The 18104-nt window shown below is 65.0% G+C and carries 22 protein-coding genes; 9 read left to right on the top strand and 13 right to left on the bottom strand.

Annotated elements, in window-relative coordinates; all coding sequences use genetic code 11:
* The first annotated feature begins 1 nt into the window (after window position 1).
* Window positions 2–241 carry a BrnA antitoxin family protein gene (locus JQ592_RS05640; RefSeq protein ID WP_027575366.1) on the top strand — a complete coding sequence of 80 codons (240 nt, stop codon included), beginning with the start codon at window positions 2–4 and terminating at the stop codon, window positions 239–241.
* Window positions 242–450: 209 nt separating this feature from the next.
* Here the strand turns inward: JQ592_RS05640 and JQ592_RS05635 are convergent, their stop codons facing one another.
* Together JQ592_RS05635 and JQ592_RS05630 are read right to left on the bottom strand one after the other, a co-directional pair.
* Entirely contained in the window at window positions 451–1884 is a 1434-nt protein-coding gene (locus JQ592_RS05635; RefSeq protein ID WP_211401923.1) for a caspase family protein, read from the bottom strand.
* A gap of 201 nt (window positions 1885–2085) precedes the next feature.
* Window positions 2086–2958, bottom strand: coding sequence for a DMT family transporter (locus tag JQ592_RS05630; RefSeq protein WP_211401922.1), 873 nt, complete (start codon window positions 2956–2958; stop codon window positions 2086–2088).
* 149 nt (window positions 2959–3107) lie between these two features.
* Between JQ592_RS05630 and JQ592_RS05625 the strand changes: the two genes are divergently transcribed.
* Window positions 3108–3506 carry a RidA family protein gene (locus JQ592_RS05625; RefSeq protein ID WP_211401921.1) on the top strand — a complete coding sequence of 133 codons (399 nt, stop codon included), beginning with the start codon at window positions 3108–3110 and terminating at the stop codon, window positions 3504–3506.
* 52 nt (window positions 3507–3558) lie between these two features.
* Here JQ592_RS05625 and JQ592_RS05620 read toward each other — a convergent pair whose 3' ends face one another.
* The 3 genes from JQ592_RS05620 to JQ592_RS05610 all read right to left on the bottom strand — a co-directional run bounded on the left by JQ592_RS05620 (window position 3559) and on the right by JQ592_RS05610 (window position 5159).
* Window positions 3559–4104 (bottom strand): hypothetical protein, encoded by a 546-nt coding sequence (locus JQ592_RS05620; RefSeq protein WP_211401920.1) that lies wholly within the window; start codon window positions 4102–4104, stop codon window positions 3559–3561.
* Entirely contained in the window at window positions 4049–4399 is a 351-nt protein-coding gene (locus tag JQ592_RS05615; protein ID WP_080648034.1) for a hypothetical protein, read from the bottom strand. The genes JQ592_RS05620 and JQ592_RS05615 overlap by 56 nt, the downstream gene beginning before the upstream one ends.
* Before the next feature lie 172 nt (window positions 4400–4571).
* A complete protein-coding gene (locus JQ592_RS05610) occupies window positions 4572–5159 on the bottom strand; it encodes a formyltransferase family protein (protein ID WP_211401919.1) in 588 nt (195 codons plus the stop codon).
* A 189-nt stretch (window positions 5160–5348) separates the two neighbouring features.
* Here JQ592_RS05610 and JQ592_RS05605 point away from each other — a divergent pair, with 189 nt between their 5' ends.
* Window positions 5349–5633, top strand: coding sequence for a hypothetical protein (locus JQ592_RS05605; RefSeq protein ID WP_211401918.1), 285 nt, complete (start codon window positions 5349–5351; stop codon window positions 5631–5633).
* Between the two features lie 336 nt (window positions 5634–5969).
* Window positions 5970–6203 (top strand): hypothetical protein, encoded by a 234-nt coding sequence (locus JQ592_RS05600; protein ID WP_211401917.1) that lies wholly within the window; start codon window positions 5970–5972, stop codon window positions 6201–6203.
* Between the two features lie 5 nt (window positions 6204–6208).
* On the opposite strand, the gene JQ592_RS05595 is transcribed toward JQ592_RS05600, so the two are convergent.
* On the bottom strand, window positions 6209–6511 hold the full coding sequence (locus tag JQ592_RS05595; RefSeq protein WP_011087444.1) for a hypothetical protein: 303 nt from the start codon (window positions 6509–6511) through the stop codon (window positions 6209–6211).
* A gap of 196 nt (window positions 6512–6707) precedes the next feature.
* Between JQ592_RS05595 and JQ592_RS05590 the strand changes: the two genes are divergently transcribed.
* Window positions 6708–6920 carry a hypothetical protein gene (locus JQ592_RS05590; protein WP_211401916.1) on the top strand — a complete coding sequence of 71 codons (213 nt, stop codon included), beginning with the start codon at window positions 6708–6710 and terminating at the stop codon, window positions 6918–6920.
* Between the two features lie 6 nt (window positions 6921–6926).
* On the opposite strand, the gene JQ592_RS05585 is transcribed toward JQ592_RS05590, so the two are convergent.
* The 3 genes from JQ592_RS05585 to JQ592_RS05575 all read right to left on the bottom strand — a co-directional run bounded on the left by JQ592_RS05585 (window position 6927) and on the right by JQ592_RS05575 (window position 9633).
* On the bottom strand, window positions 6927–8972 hold the full coding sequence (locus JQ592_RS05585; protein ID WP_211401915.1) for an acetoacetate--CoA ligase: 2046 nt from the start codon (window positions 8970–8972) through the stop codon (window positions 6927–6929).
* A gap of 93 nt (window positions 8973–9065) precedes the next feature.
* Window positions 9066–9293 (bottom strand): hypothetical protein, encoded by a 228-nt coding sequence (locus JQ592_RS05580; protein ID WP_211401914.1) that lies wholly within the window; start codon window positions 9291–9293, stop codon window positions 9066–9068.
* A 118-nt stretch (window positions 9294–9411) separates the two neighbouring features.
* The gene (locus JQ592_RS05575; protein WP_211401913.1) at window positions 9412–9633 is read right to left on the bottom strand and encodes a hypothetical protein; all 222 of its coding nucleotides are present in this window, start codon (window positions 9631–9633) and stop codon (window positions 9412–9414) included.
* Between the two features lie 153 nt (window positions 9634–9786).
* Between JQ592_RS05575 and JQ592_RS05570 the strand changes: the two genes are divergently transcribed.
* Both JQ592_RS05570 and JQ592_RS05565 read left to right on the top strand, forming a co-directional pair.
* Window positions 9787–10884 carry an AI-2E family transporter gene (locus JQ592_RS05570; protein WP_211401912.1) on the top strand — a complete coding sequence of 366 codons (1098 nt, stop codon included), beginning with the start codon at window positions 9787–9789 and terminating at the stop codon, window positions 10882–10884.
* Between the two features lie 146 nt (window positions 10885–11030).
* Window positions 11031–11423 carry an NUDIX hydrolase gene (locus tag JQ592_RS05565; RefSeq protein ID WP_211401911.1) on the top strand — a complete coding sequence of 131 codons (393 nt, stop codon included), beginning with the start codon at window positions 11031–11033 and terminating at the stop codon, window positions 11421–11423.
* Between the two features lies 1 nt (window position 11424).
* On the opposite strand, the gene JQ592_RS05560 is transcribed toward JQ592_RS05565, so the two are convergent.
* Both JQ592_RS05560 and JQ592_RS05555 read right to left on the bottom strand, forming a co-directional pair.
* Window positions 11425–11709 (bottom strand): hypothetical protein, encoded by a 285-nt coding sequence (locus JQ592_RS05560; RefSeq protein ID WP_211401910.1) that lies wholly within the window; start codon window positions 11707–11709, stop codon window positions 11425–11427.
* A 155-nt stretch (window positions 11710–11864) separates the two neighbouring features.
* A complete protein-coding gene (locus JQ592_RS05555; protein WP_211401909.1) occupies window positions 11865–12104 on the bottom strand; it encodes a hypothetical protein in 240 nt (79 codons plus the stop codon).
* A gap of 647 nt (window positions 12105–12751) precedes the next feature.
* Here JQ592_RS05555 and JQ592_RS05550 point away from each other — a divergent pair.
* Together JQ592_RS05550 and JQ592_RS05545 are read left to right on the top strand one after the other, a co-directional pair.
* Window positions 12752–15856, top strand: a complete 3105-nt coding sequence (locus JQ592_RS05550; RefSeq protein ID WP_211402515.1) for a DEAD/DEAH box helicase — start codon at window positions 12752–12754, stop codon at window positions 15854–15856.
* 502 nt (window positions 15857–16358) lie between these two features.
* The gene (locus tag JQ592_RS05545; RefSeq protein ID WP_211401908.1) at window positions 16359–17027 is read left to right on the top strand and encodes a hypothetical protein; all 669 of its coding nucleotides are present in this window, start codon (window positions 16359–16361) and stop codon (window positions 17025–17027) included.
* A gap of 39 nt (window positions 17028–17066) precedes the next feature.
* On the opposite strand, the gene JQ592_RS05540 is transcribed toward JQ592_RS05545, so the two are convergent.
* Both JQ592_RS05540 and JQ592_RS05535 read right to left on the bottom strand, forming a co-directional pair.
* Window positions 17067–17309: a hypothetical protein gene (locus JQ592_RS05540; protein ID WP_211401907.1), complete on the bottom strand. Its 243-nt coding sequence runs from the start codon at window positions 17307–17309 to the stop codon at window positions 17067–17069.
* Between the two features lie 522 nt (window positions 17310–17831).
* Complete coding sequence (locus JQ592_RS05535; protein ID WP_211401906.1) at window positions 17832–18002, bottom strand: hypothetical protein; 171 nt, start codon at window positions 18000–18002, stop codon at window positions 17832–17834.
* Window positions 18003–18104: the final 102 nt, after the last annotated feature.

The following is an 18104-nucleotide window of genomic DNA, read 5'->3' as shown; positions in this document are numbered from 1 at the left end:
TATGGCGGATCAACCGAGGCGGCCACGCACGCTTGGCGATGCCAGGACCGAAGCTGAGGCGGCGTTCAAGAAGGTGACGGCCAAGGTCGCCGCAGCGCCGCCCAAGCAGAATGCCGTTCCCGGCATCAAGGAGCAGGTCACGCTGCGCATCGACCAGGACGTGCTGGAGTTCTTCCAGGAGGGCGGCCCCGGCTGGCAGGACCGCATCAACGAAGCACTGCGAAAGGCGGCGGGGAAGTAACGGAGCTCGTCATTGCGAGCCAACGGGTCTGCGCGAAGCGCGGCCCGATGACAGGCTCCGCGAAGCAATCCAGAATCTTTCCGCGGGGACAGCCTGGATTGCTTCGTCGCAAGGGCTCCTCGCAATGACGGAGTATGCTGCGGCACTGTCGCACCAATGAAAAAGCCCGGCGCGAGCCGGGCTTTTGTTTTTGAAGCTGCCGTCCCGTCTCAGCGGCGGAACATGCCGCCCATCATGCCGCCGACGACGCCACCCACGAAGGCTGCACCGGCCGCATCGCCCGGGCTGCTGCGCTGCTGGGGAGCCGGTGCCGGCGCGCTGCCGGGTGCGGGGGCGCTGGTACGTCGGGCCGCCTTCTGGCTGCTATCGCTTGCGGTTGGCGGTGTCGCCACGACCTCGGACAGCAAGGCCTTATGCTGGGGCTTGTTGAGGTAGCCTGACGAGGGATAGCCGCGCGCGGCCTGCCAGCGCTTGAGCACGGTGCGGGTCTCGTCGCTGAAGACGCCGGTCTGCTTGGTGTCGAAGCCGAGCCCGGTGAGGCGACGCTGCACGTCGCGGCGCTGGTTCTTGTCGAGGCCGATCTGGTCCTCGGTGAGCTGAGAGGCCTCATCGGTAAAGGCTGCGGGATCGACGCCGGCATTGAGGGTGCGGGTGGTGGTCGACGGTCCGCTCTTGATCGCGGCAAGCCGCGCCAGCGCCAGTGCCTTGAACTGGCCGTTGGGATAGGCGGTGAGGTAGGCGTTCAGCTCTTCCGGCTTGTTCGATTCCTTCACCGAGCGCCAGTATTCGAGCTCGACACCATCGGAGCTGCCGGCGGTCGCCACAGGGACGCTGCCAGCCGCTGTCGGCGCCGCGTTGGCAATCTGCGTCGTCGGAGCCTGGTTGAGATACACCGCGCCGATCAGGTTGGTGTGGCCCCAGGGAAGCTGGCCCTTGTGGGTCTCTTCATTGACCTGGGCGCGGACTGAGGTCATCGCCTGCTGGATCTCGACGCCGGGCTTGGTGATGTTGTCGATCAGCGCGCGAGTGAACGGGCTGTTGTTGCCCTCTTGGCCGTCGAGCGCGGTCTGGCCCGGGCCGGTCGCGAACGCGATCAGCGTGCCTTCACCGGACTTCATCTCGGCAAGACCGCTCTGCACGTTGACGCTGCGGGTCGCCGAGTTCGACTTGATCTTGGCGGCGAAAGGATTGTCGCGGCAGGCATCGAGGAAGACGAGCTTGACCTTGGCATCGCCCATGGTCTGCTCCAGCGTCAGGTCGATGTTGATGGCGGCGCCCAGCTTGACGTCCATCTCCGTCTTAATGTCGGCATCGACCGGCAGCAGGTAGTTGGTGCCGCCGACGGCGATGCCGTGGCCGGCATAATAGAACAGAGAGATGTCGGCGCCCTGCGCCTTGCGGCCGAAGTCGAGCAGCTTCTCCGTCATCTGATCGCGGCTGAGGTTGGACCCTTCGATCACCTCGAAGCCGACATTGCGCAGCGTCGCGGCCATCGCCTTGGCGTCGATCGGCGGGTTCGGCAATTGCGCGACGTTCTTGTAAGAGCCGTTGCCGACGACGAAGGCGACGCGACGGTCGGCCTTCGCGGCACTGACCGACAGTGCCACGCACATCAGCGAGGCGAGCAGGGTGAGATAGCGCATTCTGAAATCCCCAGAATCGAATTGCAGGCAGCAACAAATTGGCAACGAACCTACACGAAGTGCCCGACTTCGTGCCACCAAAACGGCGGTACGTCGCGTTCAACCCGCTGCTGTGTGGCCGAATGTGCACGATGGAGGGGCTCTCCAACGTGATCCAAATCACACGGCCACTTCGTTTTGTCGCGCGAGGCGGCGCGAGGTTCACTGCGCGCGAGCGGGAACCGGCGGCGGCTTCAAATTCAGGAGATTGCCGCACAGAATCAGCGCCGCGCCAAGCACGGTCCAGGCGTCGAGCCGCTCCGAATACAGCAGCCAACCTGCGGTTGCGGTCAGTGGAACCCGAAGGAAGTCCATGGGCACCACGATCGTCGCATCGGCATAGCGCATCGCGCTGGCGAGGCAGTAGTGCGAGAACGTGCCGCAGACGGCGATCACGCCGACCCAGGCCCAGGCATAGGCCGACGGCCAGGTCCAGACGAACAACGTCGGAACGAAGCCAGCGACCGATTGCACCACCAGCATCCAGAACAGGATCGACAGCGCGCTTTCGGAGCGGGTCAGCGATTTCACCAGCGCCATCGAGACGCCAAATCCGATGGCGGCCCCGAGCGCGATGAGCTGGCCCTGGTTGATCTCGCCGGTGGCGGGACGGACGATAACGATCACACCGACGAGGCCGAGTACGATGGCGGCGATCTTCCAGGGCGTCATGCGCTCGGAGAGGAAGCTCGCCGCGAGGATCGCGGTCCAGATCGGCATGGTGAACTCGATCGCCACGACCTGGCCGATCGGGATCAGCGTCAGCGCAAAGAACCAGCCGAGCTGCGCGACATAGTGCACGAAGTTGCGCGCGATGTGGTGTTGCAGGCGCGATGTCCTGAGTACCCTGAAGCCGCCGGCGCGATAGATGATCGGCGCCAGCAGGACGAAGCCCGCCAGCGAACGGATCTCCATGATCTCGAAGACGTTGAGCTCGCGTGCGGCCTCGCGCCCGGCCACCGCCATGATCAGCGTCAGCGACAGCCAGCCGGCCATCCACAGTGCAGCCATCGTTTTGGACGGTGTCGTGCTCATTGCGGCGGATGCGGAAGGGTGGAATTCGAAGGGACGGCCGGTATCGGCGACATCGCCGCCGTTTGCAACGGCCAAATCTGCGGATGCAGCGATGCAGGGCGGCGTGTTAAGGCATCAGCGAACAACGAGAAAATCGGGAGATCTCGCTCATGCGCATCTTGCAACCGGCCGAGTGGAAAAAACCGCGCGGCTTTTCCCATGGCGTTGTGGTCGAGCAGCCGGGCCGGTGGGTGGTGCTCGCCGGCCAGACCGGCGGTGATGAGGCGGGCAATTACGCGCCTGACATGGCGGCGCAGGTCGGAGCCGCGCTGCAGCGGATCATCAAGCTGCTGGGTGAAGCCGGTGCGGGCCCGGAGCACATCGTCCGTCTGACCTGGTACCTGACCAGCCGCAGCGAATATGAGGCGGCCGGTGCCGGCATCGGTGCGGCGTGGAAGGAGACGCTCGGGCGCAATTTCCCGCCTTCGACGCTGCTCTATATCGGCGGTCTCGTGGACGAGCGGGCCAAGGTCGAGATCGAGGTCACCGCGTTCGTGCCGGGCGCATAAAAAACCGATCCGGCGAAGGTCGCCGGATCGATCGTCGTGTCACCCTGGTGTCTTACTTCGACATCGAGATGTTGGCGCCCCGGAACTGGCTGTCGGCGCGGATCGTGACGGTCTGCTTGTTGCCGCTGGTCCTGAGCGCGATATTGGCGTTGAAGCCGGCGGTGGAGGCGACCACCTCGAAGTTTCCGCCGCCGCCGCGACCCTGGAGCGCGCCGGAGATGTTGCGGCTGGCCTCGGACCAGCTGCCGGTGATCGCGTTGCCCTCGGCCCTGACGTTGGCCCCGAGGTTGAACTTGTAGGCGTCGCTGGCGCAGGTCAGCGACAGCTCCATGGTGGGTCCGATCGGAGCGTATTTGGCCCGGCAGCGGATCCGTTCGGTCGAGCCGTCATCCAGCGTTACGGTGCCGCCGCCGCTCCAGCTGCCCGCCATCGGGGCGAACGGGCCGGACTGGGCCTTGCTTTCAGAGTTGACGATTCCCGCCGCAAACAAAACGGCGGCCGCCATCAGCAGCCGCCGGCCTGGGGCACGAGCCTTGATTGGTTTATTGGCGCGATGCTTCCCACCGCCCGCTGCACGGTATGCCTGCAGATGCTCCATTCCACTTCCCCGATCCGGCGTTGCCGTTGAGTTGACCGTTGGCATATGCACCATTGATCGAAACTTTCACAAGTCCCCCGCTGCCGATGGTGCCGGAAACGTTAGCGCCGGGTGCGGTGATCTTGCCGTCAGCAACGGTCAGCATTGAGCTCGCAGTCGGCTCGCACGAGCCGCTCTTGGTCACGATGGTGACCTGCCAGTTGCCGTCATAGGGGCTCTGGGCGAAGGCGGGAGCGGCGAGGGTGCCGGTGAAAACTGAAGCGGCACAGAACGCCGCGATGCGAGCAAAACGCATGAATTCCGTCCTTGAGTATGTCTGATATGCTGTCGCTTATTCGGACAAAATGTGACGGAAATTTGTTGCGCTGCCAAATCGAAAATTGTTCCTGTGGAAACAATGGTTTATTTGCGTTTTTGGCTCCGATTTTTCAAGCAGAATCAATGCGCCCTCACGTTAAGGGTAAACATCAGGAGAGACTCGGCGCCGAGGTCGCGAACTGTTCGTCCTGGACCTTGGACGGCAGCGCTTTGTGAACCTTGATATAATCGATCACGTCGGCCAGCAATTTGAGCCCGAGCGGGGCAAGCGCACGCTCCCAGAGCTCGCGAGCGGTCTCGCCTTTCTTGACGAAGCACCAGTCCTGCGCGGCGATGGCGCCGGCATCCATGCGGTCGGCGAGCTGATAGATGGTGCCGCCGGCGATCGGATCGCCTTCCTTGATGGTCCATTCCACGGCGGCCTTGCCGCGGTGGCGCGGCAGCAGCGAGGGGTGGTAGCCGATCCCGCCGTACGTGGCGGCGGCGAGCGCGTCCCTGCCGATCCGGGCATGGCTGTGTGCCGTGATGATCAGATCGGTATCAGGAGCGATCTCGGAGGCCACCACCAGCTTCGGATTGGCCTGCACTACGACCTCGATGCCGGCGGCCCTGGCCGCTGCGGCCAGGCGATCCTCGGCGTCGGCCACGACGATCCGTGCGATCGAGACGCTGTGCTCCCGGAGCATGTTGAGAGTGGTCACACCGAAATGGCGGGAGCCGACGAGGGTAATGCGCATGGGGGTCCGATCCGTTTCGCAACTGCGTCATACCCCCGATAACATGTCCGGCAGCCGTGTCACCATCCGCGGGCCGTTTGCGGCGGTTATCAACAATGCGCCGGGCGCGGGACACGCTGATTTGCGCGATTGCGCAGCCGGTCGTTCCGGTGCTTCCATAGGCACATTGCACCGGCTCGGAGCGAGCGCATGCGCAGCACCTGGTTCTTGCTTCTCGCGACACTTGTTGTGGCCACTCCGGGCCATGCCGGCGGACCGTATCCGACGGTCCCGCCCGAGACCGGGGTCCCACCCTTCGTGGGGCCGACCTGGGATGCCTATCGTTGCGCCACAGGGCCGGTCATCAACTTCTATCACGGCGCCTATTACGGCGAGGAGCCGCCGGCGCTTTATCGCGGCTACGCCTACCGGCCGTACTACCGCTACAGCGCCTATCGCAAATCGCCGCGGACATATTTCTGCGTCACGGACTAGCGTTGCCGGGCGGCCACGGTCGGACGGCAAATGGCGTCATGCGGGTTCCTGTGTTTCATTTCTGACAGAAGCGATCCCCGACTGCCGCTAGAACATGCCCCACCGGGGCTGGCGACATTTCAATCCGGATCCGTTTTCGAACCCGGTCGTGGCCGCTGGCGTAACTGCCAGCGGCTTTTTCATGCCGCGTGTCACGAAATCATCTGACGGTAATACGTTCTCAACCAGCTTGTCGTATCGACGAATCCGTCGCGGATTTGTATTGCGTACCGCGACACCGAAAATGTCCCGCCGGCGTGGGTGCGCGGCGCGGGCCTTTTCGCCGGGACCGATTTCATGCCGAGCGCGATTGAGCAGATCGTGGACGCCTATGTGCGTCTGAAGAACCGTCGCGGCCTCGATCAGCTGATGATGCACAGGCAGCGGCTCGCGGTGGATCTGAAGAGCAGGTCGGGCTACGATTTCAGCCTGCCGATCGGCCAGATCGACGAGGAGATCGCGATCATCGAGGCGGGCCTCAGCCGGCTGAAGGCTGACTCCGCGGATCGCGGTTCGACACGACCGATCTGACGCGTTCAGTCGCGCCGGCCACCGTCGATCACCGTGAACAATGGCCGCGCCGGGGTCGGCTCCACCAGCAATTCCTCCACCAGTGCGGTGGCCGCATCGACATATTTTCGCGTCGGCTTGTCGAGCTCTCGCTTCGCCTCGTCGTCGAGCGCGACCTTGGCAGCCTCGACCAGCTTGCGCATCCGCGCCGCATGGTCGTCGCCGGCCGTCAGCGTTGCGCGCGCCAGCGAGCGCAGCACGAACAGCTCGCCCTCGAGGCGGAGCAGGCGGTCGTTGAGACGGGTGAGGACGGCGTTGAGGTCGGCCATGTCAGGTGTTCGGCGGAGGATCCATCCCGATCTAGCGGCGATCGGTGAACGGAGTGCAAACGACATCGGCACAATTGGGCCGATCGTCCGCGCGTCGCGATGCCGCCGTTGTGACCGGTCGTGACGTCGCGTATGCGTGGGCATGCGTGGTTCCCACACCACGTATCAGCCTGGGTGGACGTTTGGAGCCCATGCGATGCGGCTTATCCCGATTGTGATCCTCTTGATGTCGGCATGCTCGGCTGCCGCCGCCGTGCCGGCGCACCACGCCCGCCGGCACCACCCCGTTGTCGTCCGTCCGTCCGAGGACGCGCCGGTGCCGCCCGGCTGGTACAAATTTCCCGGGTGGCCGCCGATCCCGCCGTCGGAGAACAGAAATCTCGATCCCTCCAATTTCGGCGGAGGCTGATCGAAACTACGCCGCGGTCCGCGCCAGATAGTCGCGGGCAAAGGCGAGATACCAGTCGAGGCAGGCGGGGTTGGCCATCGCCTCCTTGTTGATGACCTTCTCGACGGGCTGGCCTAGCAGCAGCTTCTTGATCGGCAACTCCTGCTTCTTGCCCGACAGCGTGCGCGGGATCTCTGCGACTGCGAAGATTTCATTCGGCAGGAAGCGGCGTGACAAGCCGGCCTCGATCGCCTTGTTGATCCTGGCCTGCATCGCGGCGTCGAACGCTGTGCCCTCGCGCAGCACCACGAACAGCGGCATGTAGCTGTCGCGGCCGAGATATTCGAGGTCGACCACGAGGGAATCGAGCACCTCCGGCAGCGCCTCGATCGCGGAATAGAGCTCGCTCGTGCCCATGCGCAGGCCGTGCCGGTTGATGGTGGCGTCACTGCGGCCATAGATGATGCAGGAGCCGTCGGGATTGACCTTGAGCCAGTCGCCGTGCCGCCACACCGGCCCGCGGCCGCTGCCGTCGAAATTATCCGGATAGGTCTCGAAATAGCTGGCGCGATAGCGCGCACCGTCCTTGTCGTTCCAGAAATAGAGCGGCATCGAGGGCATCGGCTCGGTGCAGACGAGCTCGCCGACCTCGTCCGTGACGGCGCGGCCCTGTTCGCTGAAGGCTTCGACGGCGGCGCCGAGCAGTCGGCACTGCATCGCGCCCGGCGTCTGCGGCAGCTCGCGGTTGCCGCCGATGAAGGCGCCGGCGAAATCGGTGCCGCCGGAGATGTTGGCCCACCAGATGTCAGCCTGCGCCGTGCTGCCGTTGGTCTTCGACAGGTCTGCGAAGCGCGCGTTGAACCAGGCTTGCGTGTCGGCGCTGAGCGGCGAGCCGGTCGAGCCGAGGCAGCGCAGCCGCGACAGATCGCCGGCGGTCAGATCGATCTCGGCCTTGGCGCAGTTGGCAAAGAACGCCGCGCCGGCGCCGAAGAAGGTCGCTTTCGACTGCGCCACGAAGCGCCACAACGTGGTCCAGTCCGGCTTGTCTTTTGCGCCGCCGGGGCTGCCGTCGAAGATGCAGCAGGTGGTGCCGCTGAGCAGGCCGCCGACTTGCGAATTCCACATGATCCAGCCGGTCGAAGAGTACCAGTGATAGCGCTCGCCGAACGAGTTTGGGTGATAGGAGCAGCCGATGTCGTTGTGCAGGCCGAGCAGCGCCAGCACCACGATGACGATGCCGCCATGGCCGTGCACGATCGGTTTCGGCAGGCCGGTGGTGCCGCTGGAATAGACGATCCAGAGCGGATGATCGAACGGCAGCCACATCGGCTCGAACGCGTCGATCGCATCGCCGACCTTTGCGGTGATCTCGGAGAGCAGGGCATCTGGGGTAGCCGCGGCTTCAGCCTCCCTGTGCAGGATGACGTGCTCGACCGTGGGCAGTGATCGTCGCAGCTCCGCGACGACATCGCGCCGGTCGTGCCGCCGGCCGGCATAGGTGACGGCGTCGCTGGCGATCAGCACTTTCGGCTCGATCTGCTTGAAGCGGTCGATCACGGCGGGCGCGGCCATGTCGGGCGCGCAGACGCTCCAGACCGCGCCGATGCTGGCGCTGGCGAGAAAACCGATGATGGTCTCGGGGATGTTGGGCAGATAGGCCGCAACGCGGTCGCCCGGCTTGACGCCTTTCTCCTTCAGATGCAGTGCGAGCGCCGCCGCCTTGCGGCGCAGCTCCGGCCAGCTGGTTTCCCTGAGCTTGCCGTCCTCGCCGCTGCTGACGATCGCGGGCAGGCCGGCGGCGTCAGCCGCCTCGACGTGCCGGAACACCTGCCGGGCGTAGTTCACCTGCGCACCCGGAAACCAGACCGCGCCCGGCATCTTGCGCTCGGTGATGACGGCGGCATACGGCGTCGGCGATTGCAGATCGTAATAATCCCAGATGCTGCGCCAGAAGCCGTCGAGGTCGCGCACCGACCATCGCCGCATGTCCTCGTAGCTCGCGAAGGACAGGCCGCGCTGCTCGGCCAGCCCGTTGCGGTAGAGGGCGATCTGGGGAACGAAAGCTGCGGTCATCGCGTGTCGGCTTCGGTTGCGGGGAGGCGAGTGTAGCTCGCGCCGCAGACGAGCAGAAGTCATCGCTCGTGCAGGCCGCAATGGCCCTTTAGCCTACCACTCCACGCCCGCCCAGCGGCGTCCGAACACCGGCGGCTTCGTCTTCACCGCCTGCCAGCCGAAGAAGTGATGCTTGCCGGACCAGCTGTGCACCACGCTGCTACAGATGTTGCACCTGAAGTGGCCGACATGCGCCTCGGCATGCTCTTCCCGTGTCGCGGTGTAATTCATGCTGCAACCGGTGCAGGTGAATTCTTCGATCGTCCAGATGCTGTTGGCCATTGCACGCGCTATTTCCAGGGACCTCGATGCAGGGTAGGAGCGGGCCTTTGCATCGGCGTAAACCGGCCCAGGGAAATCCGGTTAATCGCCGTTAGCCAAATCGCGCCGTCGTCGCGGATCAGCCCTCGGTCCGGCCGAGCCGCATGTCCCGGTCGATGCGCATCTGCACGCGCCGGATGGCGAGCAGCGGCAGCCTGCCTTGCACCCGCCCGGTGCGGACCTTGTCGTCGATCGCGTAGGCATAGTGCCAATAGCCGGGAGCACTGTTCCGCTTGATCGAAAAGCGGATGCCGCGGTGAATTCCCGCATGCTGATCGGGCTCTCGGGGGCGGCGCTGCATTGTCTCGGAATGCTTTTTGGGCCGATGCGTTCCTAAACCTGTGGCCGGCGGGGCCTGGGCGAGCGGGCGGTCGTCTTGACGCCCGCCCCGGGGCTGGCAATAACGGCTGCCCGTGCAAGTGCCGGAACCCGCGTCGATGCCGCAAGGAAGGTCGTGCCCGTGAAAAGCCTCCGTCAGCTCCTCACGGGAGAGGACATCATCCAGCTCGTGATCCGGCTCGGCCTGCTGGCCCTGCTGATCATCTGGACCTTCCTGATCATCCGTCCGTTCGTGCCGATCCTGGCCTGGAGCGGCGTGCTCGCCGTTGCGTTCTATCCGGCCTTCAGCTGGGTCGCCAAGATCCTCGGCGGGCGCCCCAAGACTGCGGCGGCGATCCTCACCCTCATCACGCTCGGCATCGTCATCGGCCCCGCGACCTGGCTCGGCATCAGCGCGGTGGACGGCGCGCGCGAACTGGCGCACCAGCTCGGCACCGGCGACCTCGCGCTGCAGTCGGCGCCGGAGCAGCTAAAATCGTGGCCGCTGGTCGGCCCCTGGCTCTATGAGCTCTGGGACCAGGCCTACACCAACATCCGCGCAGTGCTGCGCGAGGTGGCGCCGTATCTTCAGCCGCTGGCGGGGCCGCTGTTGTCGTTCGCGGGCGATGCCGGCGTCGGTACGCTCCAATTCCTGGTCTCGGTGTTCGTGGCCGGCTTCCTGTTCCCGCATGGGCCGCGGCTGGTCGCGGCCGGCCGCAGCTTCCTGTTCCGCATCGTGCCTGAGCAAAGCGAGCATTTCCTGTCGCTCGCGGGTGCGACCATCCGCGCCGTGGCGCAAGGCGTGATCGGCGTCGCGATCGTGCAGGCCCTGCTCGCCGGCATTGGCTTCAAGCTTGCGGCGGTGCCGAGCGCGGGCCTGCTCGCCTTCATCGTGCTGCTGCTCTCGATCGTGCAGATCGGCGCCTTCCTCGTGCTGCTGCCTGTCATCATCTGGATCTGGACCGCCAAGGACGTCACCACGGCGCTGCTGCTCACGGTGTTTCTGGTCCTGGTCGGCTTCATCGACACGATGCTGAAGCCGCTGGTGATGGGGCGCGGCCTCAGCACGCCGACCATCGTGATCTTCGTCGGCGTGATCGGCGGCACGCTCGCCCACGGCATCGTCGGCCTGTTCATCGGGCCGATCATCCTGTCAGTGGCCTGGGAGATGATGATGGCCTGGATCAGGACGGAGGACGGGGCGAAGGCAGGGGCGGGCGCCAGCGAAGGCTGAATACCGCGGCTGGAAAGGCGCGGTCCCGCGCTCAGTGGTCGCCCCGGCCTGACGGTCCGCAGCCTGTGATCAAGACGCACCCCGAACTTGTCTATCCAACTAGACAAGTTACGATCGGGACGATTCTATTCTCGATTGCGACAGCAATGGCGAAGTCTTCCAAGCTGGTTGCCGCGAAGCGCGGCAAGGTATTGTTGGTCAGACGCCGGTCGGACGGCCTGTGGATGTTCCCGGGCGGCCGCAAGCGTGCGCGCGAGTCCGAGAAGGATTGCCTGCGGCGGGAAATCAAGGAAGAGCTGCCCAAGCTGAAGCTCGGCAGGATCAGCCTCTGGAAGGAAGTGAAGGCCAGGAACAAGCGCTCCGGCCGCAAGATGAGCGATGCGATCTTCATCGCCAAGGGCGCCAAGGGCAGGCTGGCGATCGGCGACAAGAAGGAGATCGACCGCGCCGCCTGGCAGAAGCCGCGCGGCGTCCGCCTGACGCCGACCTCGCGCTATATCCGCGACCGCCTGTTTCCGAGGAAGCGGCGGCGCGGGTGACCTAGTCCTCTCGCTCCGCCGACTGCGTCCGCCCGGCGAACGACCTCGACTGCGCCAGGCGCGGCTCCGGCGCGGCGCGCCTCGCCGCCTCGGCCTCGTGCAGCTCCTTGCGGACCTTGCGCGCATTGCGCATCGCGCGCTTGACGAAGGGGTGCTGGGAATCCTCGGCGAAGAACAGCACCACCTCGCAACTCGGACACTGCCTGGAATAGCCGTCCTGCAACCGCGCGGCACGATCGCGGAACACGTTCTTGCAGCGCGTGCACTGAATCTGGACGGAGCCCATGCGCGATCGACAATGACTGATGGAATGATCGTCAGCTGATCGCAAATGTCTGAAGAAAGCCTGAAGTCCTTTTGCGAATTCACCGCCAGCCTGCCGCAAGCCGATGCAGCGGGCGCGAGCATGTCGGCGATGCTCGCGTCACGCGCGCGGCCAAGCTATTGCTTGGCCGCCATGGTCTCCAGGCAATGATTGAGAAATGCGGTGCGATCTCTCGGCAGCACCTTCTCGAGATCCGCCTTGAGCGCGCATTCGCGCTGCCGGATCTGCTCGGCACGGCGCTTCTCGGCGGCTTCACGGAATTCGGGGGCGACCTTGCTGGGATCGACCAGCGCTTGCGAGCGGGCGGGTGTGGTTGCAAGCAGCACGCTGGCGGCGAGGAAAATGAATGGCTTCAAATGAGCCTCCGTAAAAAGAGGCATCCTAGCGCGCGGCGTGCCAACGCTCAAATCCGAAGCCCCCCGCGGTACCCCGATCCGCGGCAGCTGCGCTGACAGGGCGTGTGATCCAGTTCACAAGCATTCGACCAATTCGCTGCTATGAAAGCATCATTGCTTGACCAAATCATTTTCCAACGAAACGCCCCGGCGTCCAAGCGCAGGGGTTTTTCGTGCTGGCGATGCGGTCCTCGATCACATCAGCCCTTTGCCTCAAATGAGGCACGATCCCACGCCGCATTGTAAGGTTCGGGACGGGGCTCGGTTCCCCTCTGTGGATGCACGAAACGTTGCCGCGAGGCGTGCGTTCGCCGGGCAAATCCCATATGCATGGCGGCGCGTCGTCGAATCGAAACGAGGGCGGCGCGTGTTCAGTTGCGGCGGTTTACGACCAGAAACGGATTCACGTGAGGCTTGCAAAGAAGGCGCGGGCGGCCAAGGCATCGCTAAAGAGGGCATCGCCGAAGACCAGGATATCGCCCAAGTCCAGGACGTCGCTCAAAGCTAAGACGCATAAGACCAAGGCAGCGCTGAAGACCAAGGCGTCGCCGAGGAAGAGCGAGGGGGCGCAGCGCGCCTCGATCTCGTCTTCGTCGCCGCTCGGTTCGATGGCGCTTCATCTGCTTGCGCAATGGAAGCAGTCCGGGCCCAGCGGCATCGTGTTTCTCGCCGAGAAGGAGAGCAGGGCGGAGCGGCTGGGCAGCGTCATTCACGCGCTCGATCCGTCCTGCGAGGTGCTGGTGTTTCCGCGGCTGAACACCTTGCCGTTCGATCAGCTCGAGCCCTCGCACGAGCTTGCGGGGCGCAGAGCCTCCGTGCTGCGGCGCCTCGCAAGGTCCAAGAAGCCACTGTTTCTCGTCTCGACCGCGGAAGCGGTGATGGAGCGCCTGCCGCCGCCGGCGAGCCTGTTGCGCCTCAGCGTCAGCTTGAAGGTGGGCGGCGCGTTTTCCGAGCGGGATCTCGAGACCCGCCTCGAATCCCTCGGATACGATCTCGACGACGAGCCGGACTATCCGGGCGGGGCGCTGTTTCATGGGCAGACCTTCGAGATATTTCCCGCAGGTGCGCTCGGCCCGTTCCGGATCGAGCATTCTGATCGCGCCATCGACAGGATCGTGGCGTTCGATCCGAAAGAGCACGACATCATCTTCGAGACGAAGGAGCTCGTGGTCGATCCGATGTCGGAGCGGCTTGGCTTTGCCGGCAAGGGCGGCAAGCGCGCGAGCCTGTTCGACTATTGCGGACGCGCCAAATGGATCGCCGATGCAGGGGTCCCCTCGCATGCCGACGGCTGGCTTGATACGATCGAGGAGGCTGCGCCGCGTGCGGAGCGGGAGCGCGAATATCTCGGACGCCGCGACTGGAAGCAGCTCTCCAGGGGCATGAAGGTGCTGCCGCGGACGGCGTCGTTCCAGGCCGTGCCCGAATTCTCGAAGCTGACATCCGCACGGAAAGCGCTGCGTGCCTTCGTCGAAGAGACGCGGCGGGCCGGTTCGCGGCTGATCCTCGTCGCCGCGCAAGAGGAAGATCTGCGCGTGATGGAGCGGATGAGCGGCGTCAAGGCGCAGCGCTGCGAGGATTGGGACGAGGCGACGCGCGGGGGAAGCGGCGAGGCGGCGCTCCTGGCCGATCTCGATGCGGGCTTCATCGTGCCCGGGCGAAAGCCTCTCGTCGTCGTGACGGCGTCCGACGTGCTCGGCAGCCGGGCGCATCACGCGCAGCCGATGGCGCGCGCCTGGAGCGCGGCCTTCGACCATGCCGATGTGCCCGAGCAGGGCACGGTGGTCGTTCATCTCCAGCGCGGCCTTTCCGTGCTCGATGGCTTGCAGACGGTCAACACCGGCGGCGGGGCCATGCGGGAGATGATCCGCCTCAAGTTCGCAGGTGACAATGCGGTTCTGGTGCCGCCGACGGATCTCGCCTTGATGTGGCCCTACGCGGCCGAGCTCGGCAAGCTCGCGCTCGACAAGGCCGACGGCAGCTCATGGTGGGCACGCCGCAGCGAGGCCGAGCGCGAGATCCAGATCGCCGGCAAGGTGCTCGCCAAGCACATCAGCCAGCGCCGGCGGCGGCGCGCGGAAAAGCTGGTGCCGCCGGGATCGGCCTACGAGAAGTTCGTCGCGCGGTTTCCCTATTTCACCACGACCGACCAGGCCAAGGCGATCCGCGACGTGCTGGATGATCTTGCGTCCGGTCACCCGATGGACCGGGTGGTCTGCGGCGACGTCGGATTTGGCAAGACCGAGGTGGCGCTGCGCGCGGCGGCCGCCGTGGTGCTCTCCGGCAAGCAGGTGGCGATCGCAGTGCCGACGACAGTGCTGGCCCGGCAGCATGTCGCAACGTTCCAGAAGCGCTTCGCCCCGTTCGGCATCGAGGTCGGGAATTTGTCGCGGGCAACGTCCGGCGCGGAGCTGCGCGAGACCAGGGAGGGCCTGCGCAGCGGCCGGATCAAGGTCGTGGTCGGGACGCAGGCGCTCACGGCGAAGGACGTGAAGTTCGACGATCTCGGCCTCGTCATCATCGACGAGGAGCAGCATTTCGGCGCGGCCGAGAAGGCAAAGCTCGCCGGCCTCGCCAAAAATGCCCATGTGCTGATGATGAGCGCAACGCCGATCCCGCGGACGCTTGCCGCCGGCCTTGCCGGCTTCCGCGATCTCAGCGTGATCGCCTCGCCGCCGGTGCACCGGCTTCCGGTCGCGACCAGGATTGCGCCGCTGTCGGATGCCGCCATCGCCTCCGCGCTGCTGCGCGAGCAGCGCCGCCACGGACAGAGTTTCCTGATCTGCCCGCGCATCCAGGATCTCGATCCGATGCTGGCGCGGGTGCAGGCGGTGGCAGGCGACCTTCGCATCGTCTGCCTGCACGGCAGACTGGCGGCGGACGAGATCGACGACCGCATGATGAGCTTCGTCGAGGGCAGGGCCGACGTCCTGCTTGCGACCAACATCGTCGAGAGCGGCCTCGATATTCCCCGTGCCAACACCATCGTGGTGTGCTGGCCTGAAAAGTTCGGCCTCGCCCAGCTGCACCAGCTGCGCGGGCGGGTCGGGCGCGGCGGCATCCGCGCCTTCGCCCATCTCTTGGCCGAGACGGCGTCCGGGCATTCCGAGAAGCGCCTGGCTGTGCTCGAGGAGTTCAGCCGGCCGGGCGCGGGCTTTGCCATCAGCGAGCGCGATCTGGATCTGCGGGGCGCGGGCGATCTGTTCTCGGAGCAGCAATCAGGCCATGTCCAGGTGTTCGGGCCCGTGCTCTACAGCCACCTCCTGAAGATGGCCTCGGAGAAGGTCGACGAGGAGCGTGCCGCGGTGTGGGTGCCCGACCTCAACCTGCCGGTCGGAGACATGCTCCCCGAGACCTATGTGCAGTCCGAGCCCGTGCGGCTCGAGCTCTATGCGCGCGCCGCACGATGCAGCAACGAGGACGATCTCGACGACCTCGAGGAGGAAACCTCCCGCCGCTTCGGTCCCTTGCCGAAGGTCGCCCGCGACTTCTTCGCCGCGGCCATGCTCAGGATCGAGTGCAAGCGGCGCGGCATCATCCGCCTCGACGTCGGCCCCGGCGCGGTGGCTGCGACGTTCCTGCCCGGGCGGCTGCGGAAGTCGAGAGGGAAGTCACTCCAGCGCGACGGCGACCGCGTCGTCTATCACAGCCCGATGCGCGATGCGCCGTTCGAGCGGGTGGAGGAGTTGTTCGAGGCGCTGGATGAGGGGTAGGGCACCTTAAAAATGTGAAAACAACCCCATGCACAGTAGCAAAGTATTGCTGGCACAATGTGTTCTGCAGCCGGCGGAAAGGCTGGCGCGGGCCCACGATCGGGTTCAACCGCTCTCCGTCACGGCGCATCGTTCGGCGCCATGCTTCCGGCTCGCAGCCGGTTGACCCGTCGGGCAAAACAGTGGCATTCTGTCAACTTCGGAAAATCCGCTGCGGAGAAGGCTGCTTACGTTTGGCGCTTCATTGAGCGTCCTGCGGGGCCGGGAGTTCGGTGGACCGCAGCGACACGCATTGTCAGCTTACCCCCCAGCTATTTGAGTCATTCCGTCGCATGGACCCCGTAATCGGCCGGGGTAGATGGGCCCGTCAGCCGGCCAGGCCGCTAACGTGGAATTAATCCAAAAAGCCTACAATTTTAGACAGTTGTGTATGGGTGCTGCGTAAAGGAGGCGTCGCGACGACGTTCCGGCGACGGCTTCCTTTTGCTCGCTCATGAGGTCAATGCAGATGACCACGACGTCCGGAACGCAAGGCCTTGTCGAACAACTCGACCCTGCAGCCCTTGCAGCCGCCGCAGCGCCCGAACCCGAAGCCCTGGAGGCTCCTGTACCGGCCAAGCGGTCCAGCCGGAAATCGATCCTGGCACTGTCGGTGTGCGCCCTCGCCATCAACGGTTCGGCGGCCATCTACACATGGCCGTCCGAGCTTCCGTCGCTGAATGTCCGCAAGTTCGCCGAACTGTTTCCGCGCCCGGAATCGTCCGCGCCAAAACCGGATCCGGTCGTCGCCGCCTTGAAGGATATCCAGTCGGCGCAGCAGCAGCACACGGCTTCGCTGCAGGAGAACAACGCCTTGGTGCAGCAAAATGCAGTTCTGCAGCAGCAGGATACATTGGTGCTCCTGTCGCTGCGACAGAGCATCACGGACGAGAGGGTCGATGTGAGGAAGATATCTTCGCAGCTCTCCACGCTGATCGCGAAAGTCGACTCGCTGCAAAACGTGATGATGTCGGACGTCACGTCCTCCATTCGACGAGCGAATGCGCGCTATGGACTGTCCGCAGCGATGCGCAAACGGCTGCTGGTTCGGGAGTCGAAACCTGTCGGGCCCGTGTCGGTTGGAGGAGCTCCGCTGAGCGTGCCGGCTGCTACGGCGGCGCCGGAGAGCTGAAGGCTCCCTGACTGAATAAGATTGGCCGAGTGCAGCCCGTCACTTCGAGGCGTGCTCGATCTTGTGCCGCAAATGCCCGGTGTCGTGATCGCGGCGCAACTGACTCAGCGACGTCTCGTTCAATTGAGGCAGCACCTCGCTGAGTTGGGTCGTATCGGGATAGCCGGCCGCAAAACCCTTTCCGTAGATCTTGCGCAACGTGCCGACCAGCGTGTTGCCGTGCTTCTTGCTGATCCCGCCGTCCTTGTCGCGGTGGCGGCCATCCAGGCCAGGTTCCTTCATGTGTCTCTCCCTGTCGGCGTCTTGTGCGCCTGGAGAGAGCGTGCTCCCAAATGAGTTGATTGGCAACGGCATGGCGCGCGGCAGTTGAGCGTCGGTCCGTGCCGCCGCAAGGGTGCTGTGGTCGCGCGCCCATCGCCGAGCTGTGATGCCGCGTTGGATTGCGGCGGGATCGTTGACGCATCACATCAACCCGGGCGGCGTTCAATTGGAACTGGTACGATGCGCTCTGTTCTGGCCTTGGGTCTGTTGATTGTCCTGTGCACTGCTGCGAACGCTGCGACGGCGCATCGCTCCCGCACACATTATCCGCGCTATCCCGCGGTCGAGCGTTTCGGCGCAGACGAAAATCCTCGGGCACGCTTCGCGGTCCCCGGCTGGAGCGATGAAGCAACGCAGCGCTGGCTGAACAGCGCCTCGTCCAATGTCGGCCGAGGCGGATAGCCACCACGACCGGTTGCGTTGTCAGCCCGCGCCGGCGATCTGATGGGGTGGCTGATCTCCGAATAGCGAAGGGCTGGGCGGCTAGGCGGCCTGCTCCTCAAACGAGGTGTAGACCCGGCCGGTTGGATCAACGACCTGAACGTCCCAGCACCCGTCCTCGACAAGCTCTTTGGCCTTCTTGAGGGCGGCGGTGAGTGAAAGCCGCTTGAGGCTGACGACGCCTGCCGTGTCGAAACCGTTGATTTCAAACATGCCGCTCCTCCGATTTTCTTGAATCCTACACATTTCCGGCGGGTTGTCTCGCGGCTTTTTGGCGGGGAGGGCTCTTGGAACTGCAGGCAGATGCCAAGCAAT

It is taken from the genome of Bradyrhizobium iriomotense, assembly GCF_018129405.1.
In the GTDB taxonomy this organism is placed as follows: Bacteria; Pseudomonadota; Alphaproteobacteria; order Rhizobiales; family Xanthobacteraceae; genus Bradyrhizobium; species Bradyrhizobium iriomotense_B.
Note: the sequence above shows the minus strand (reverse complement) of the source record. Positions and strands in the feature narration are given on the sequence as shown.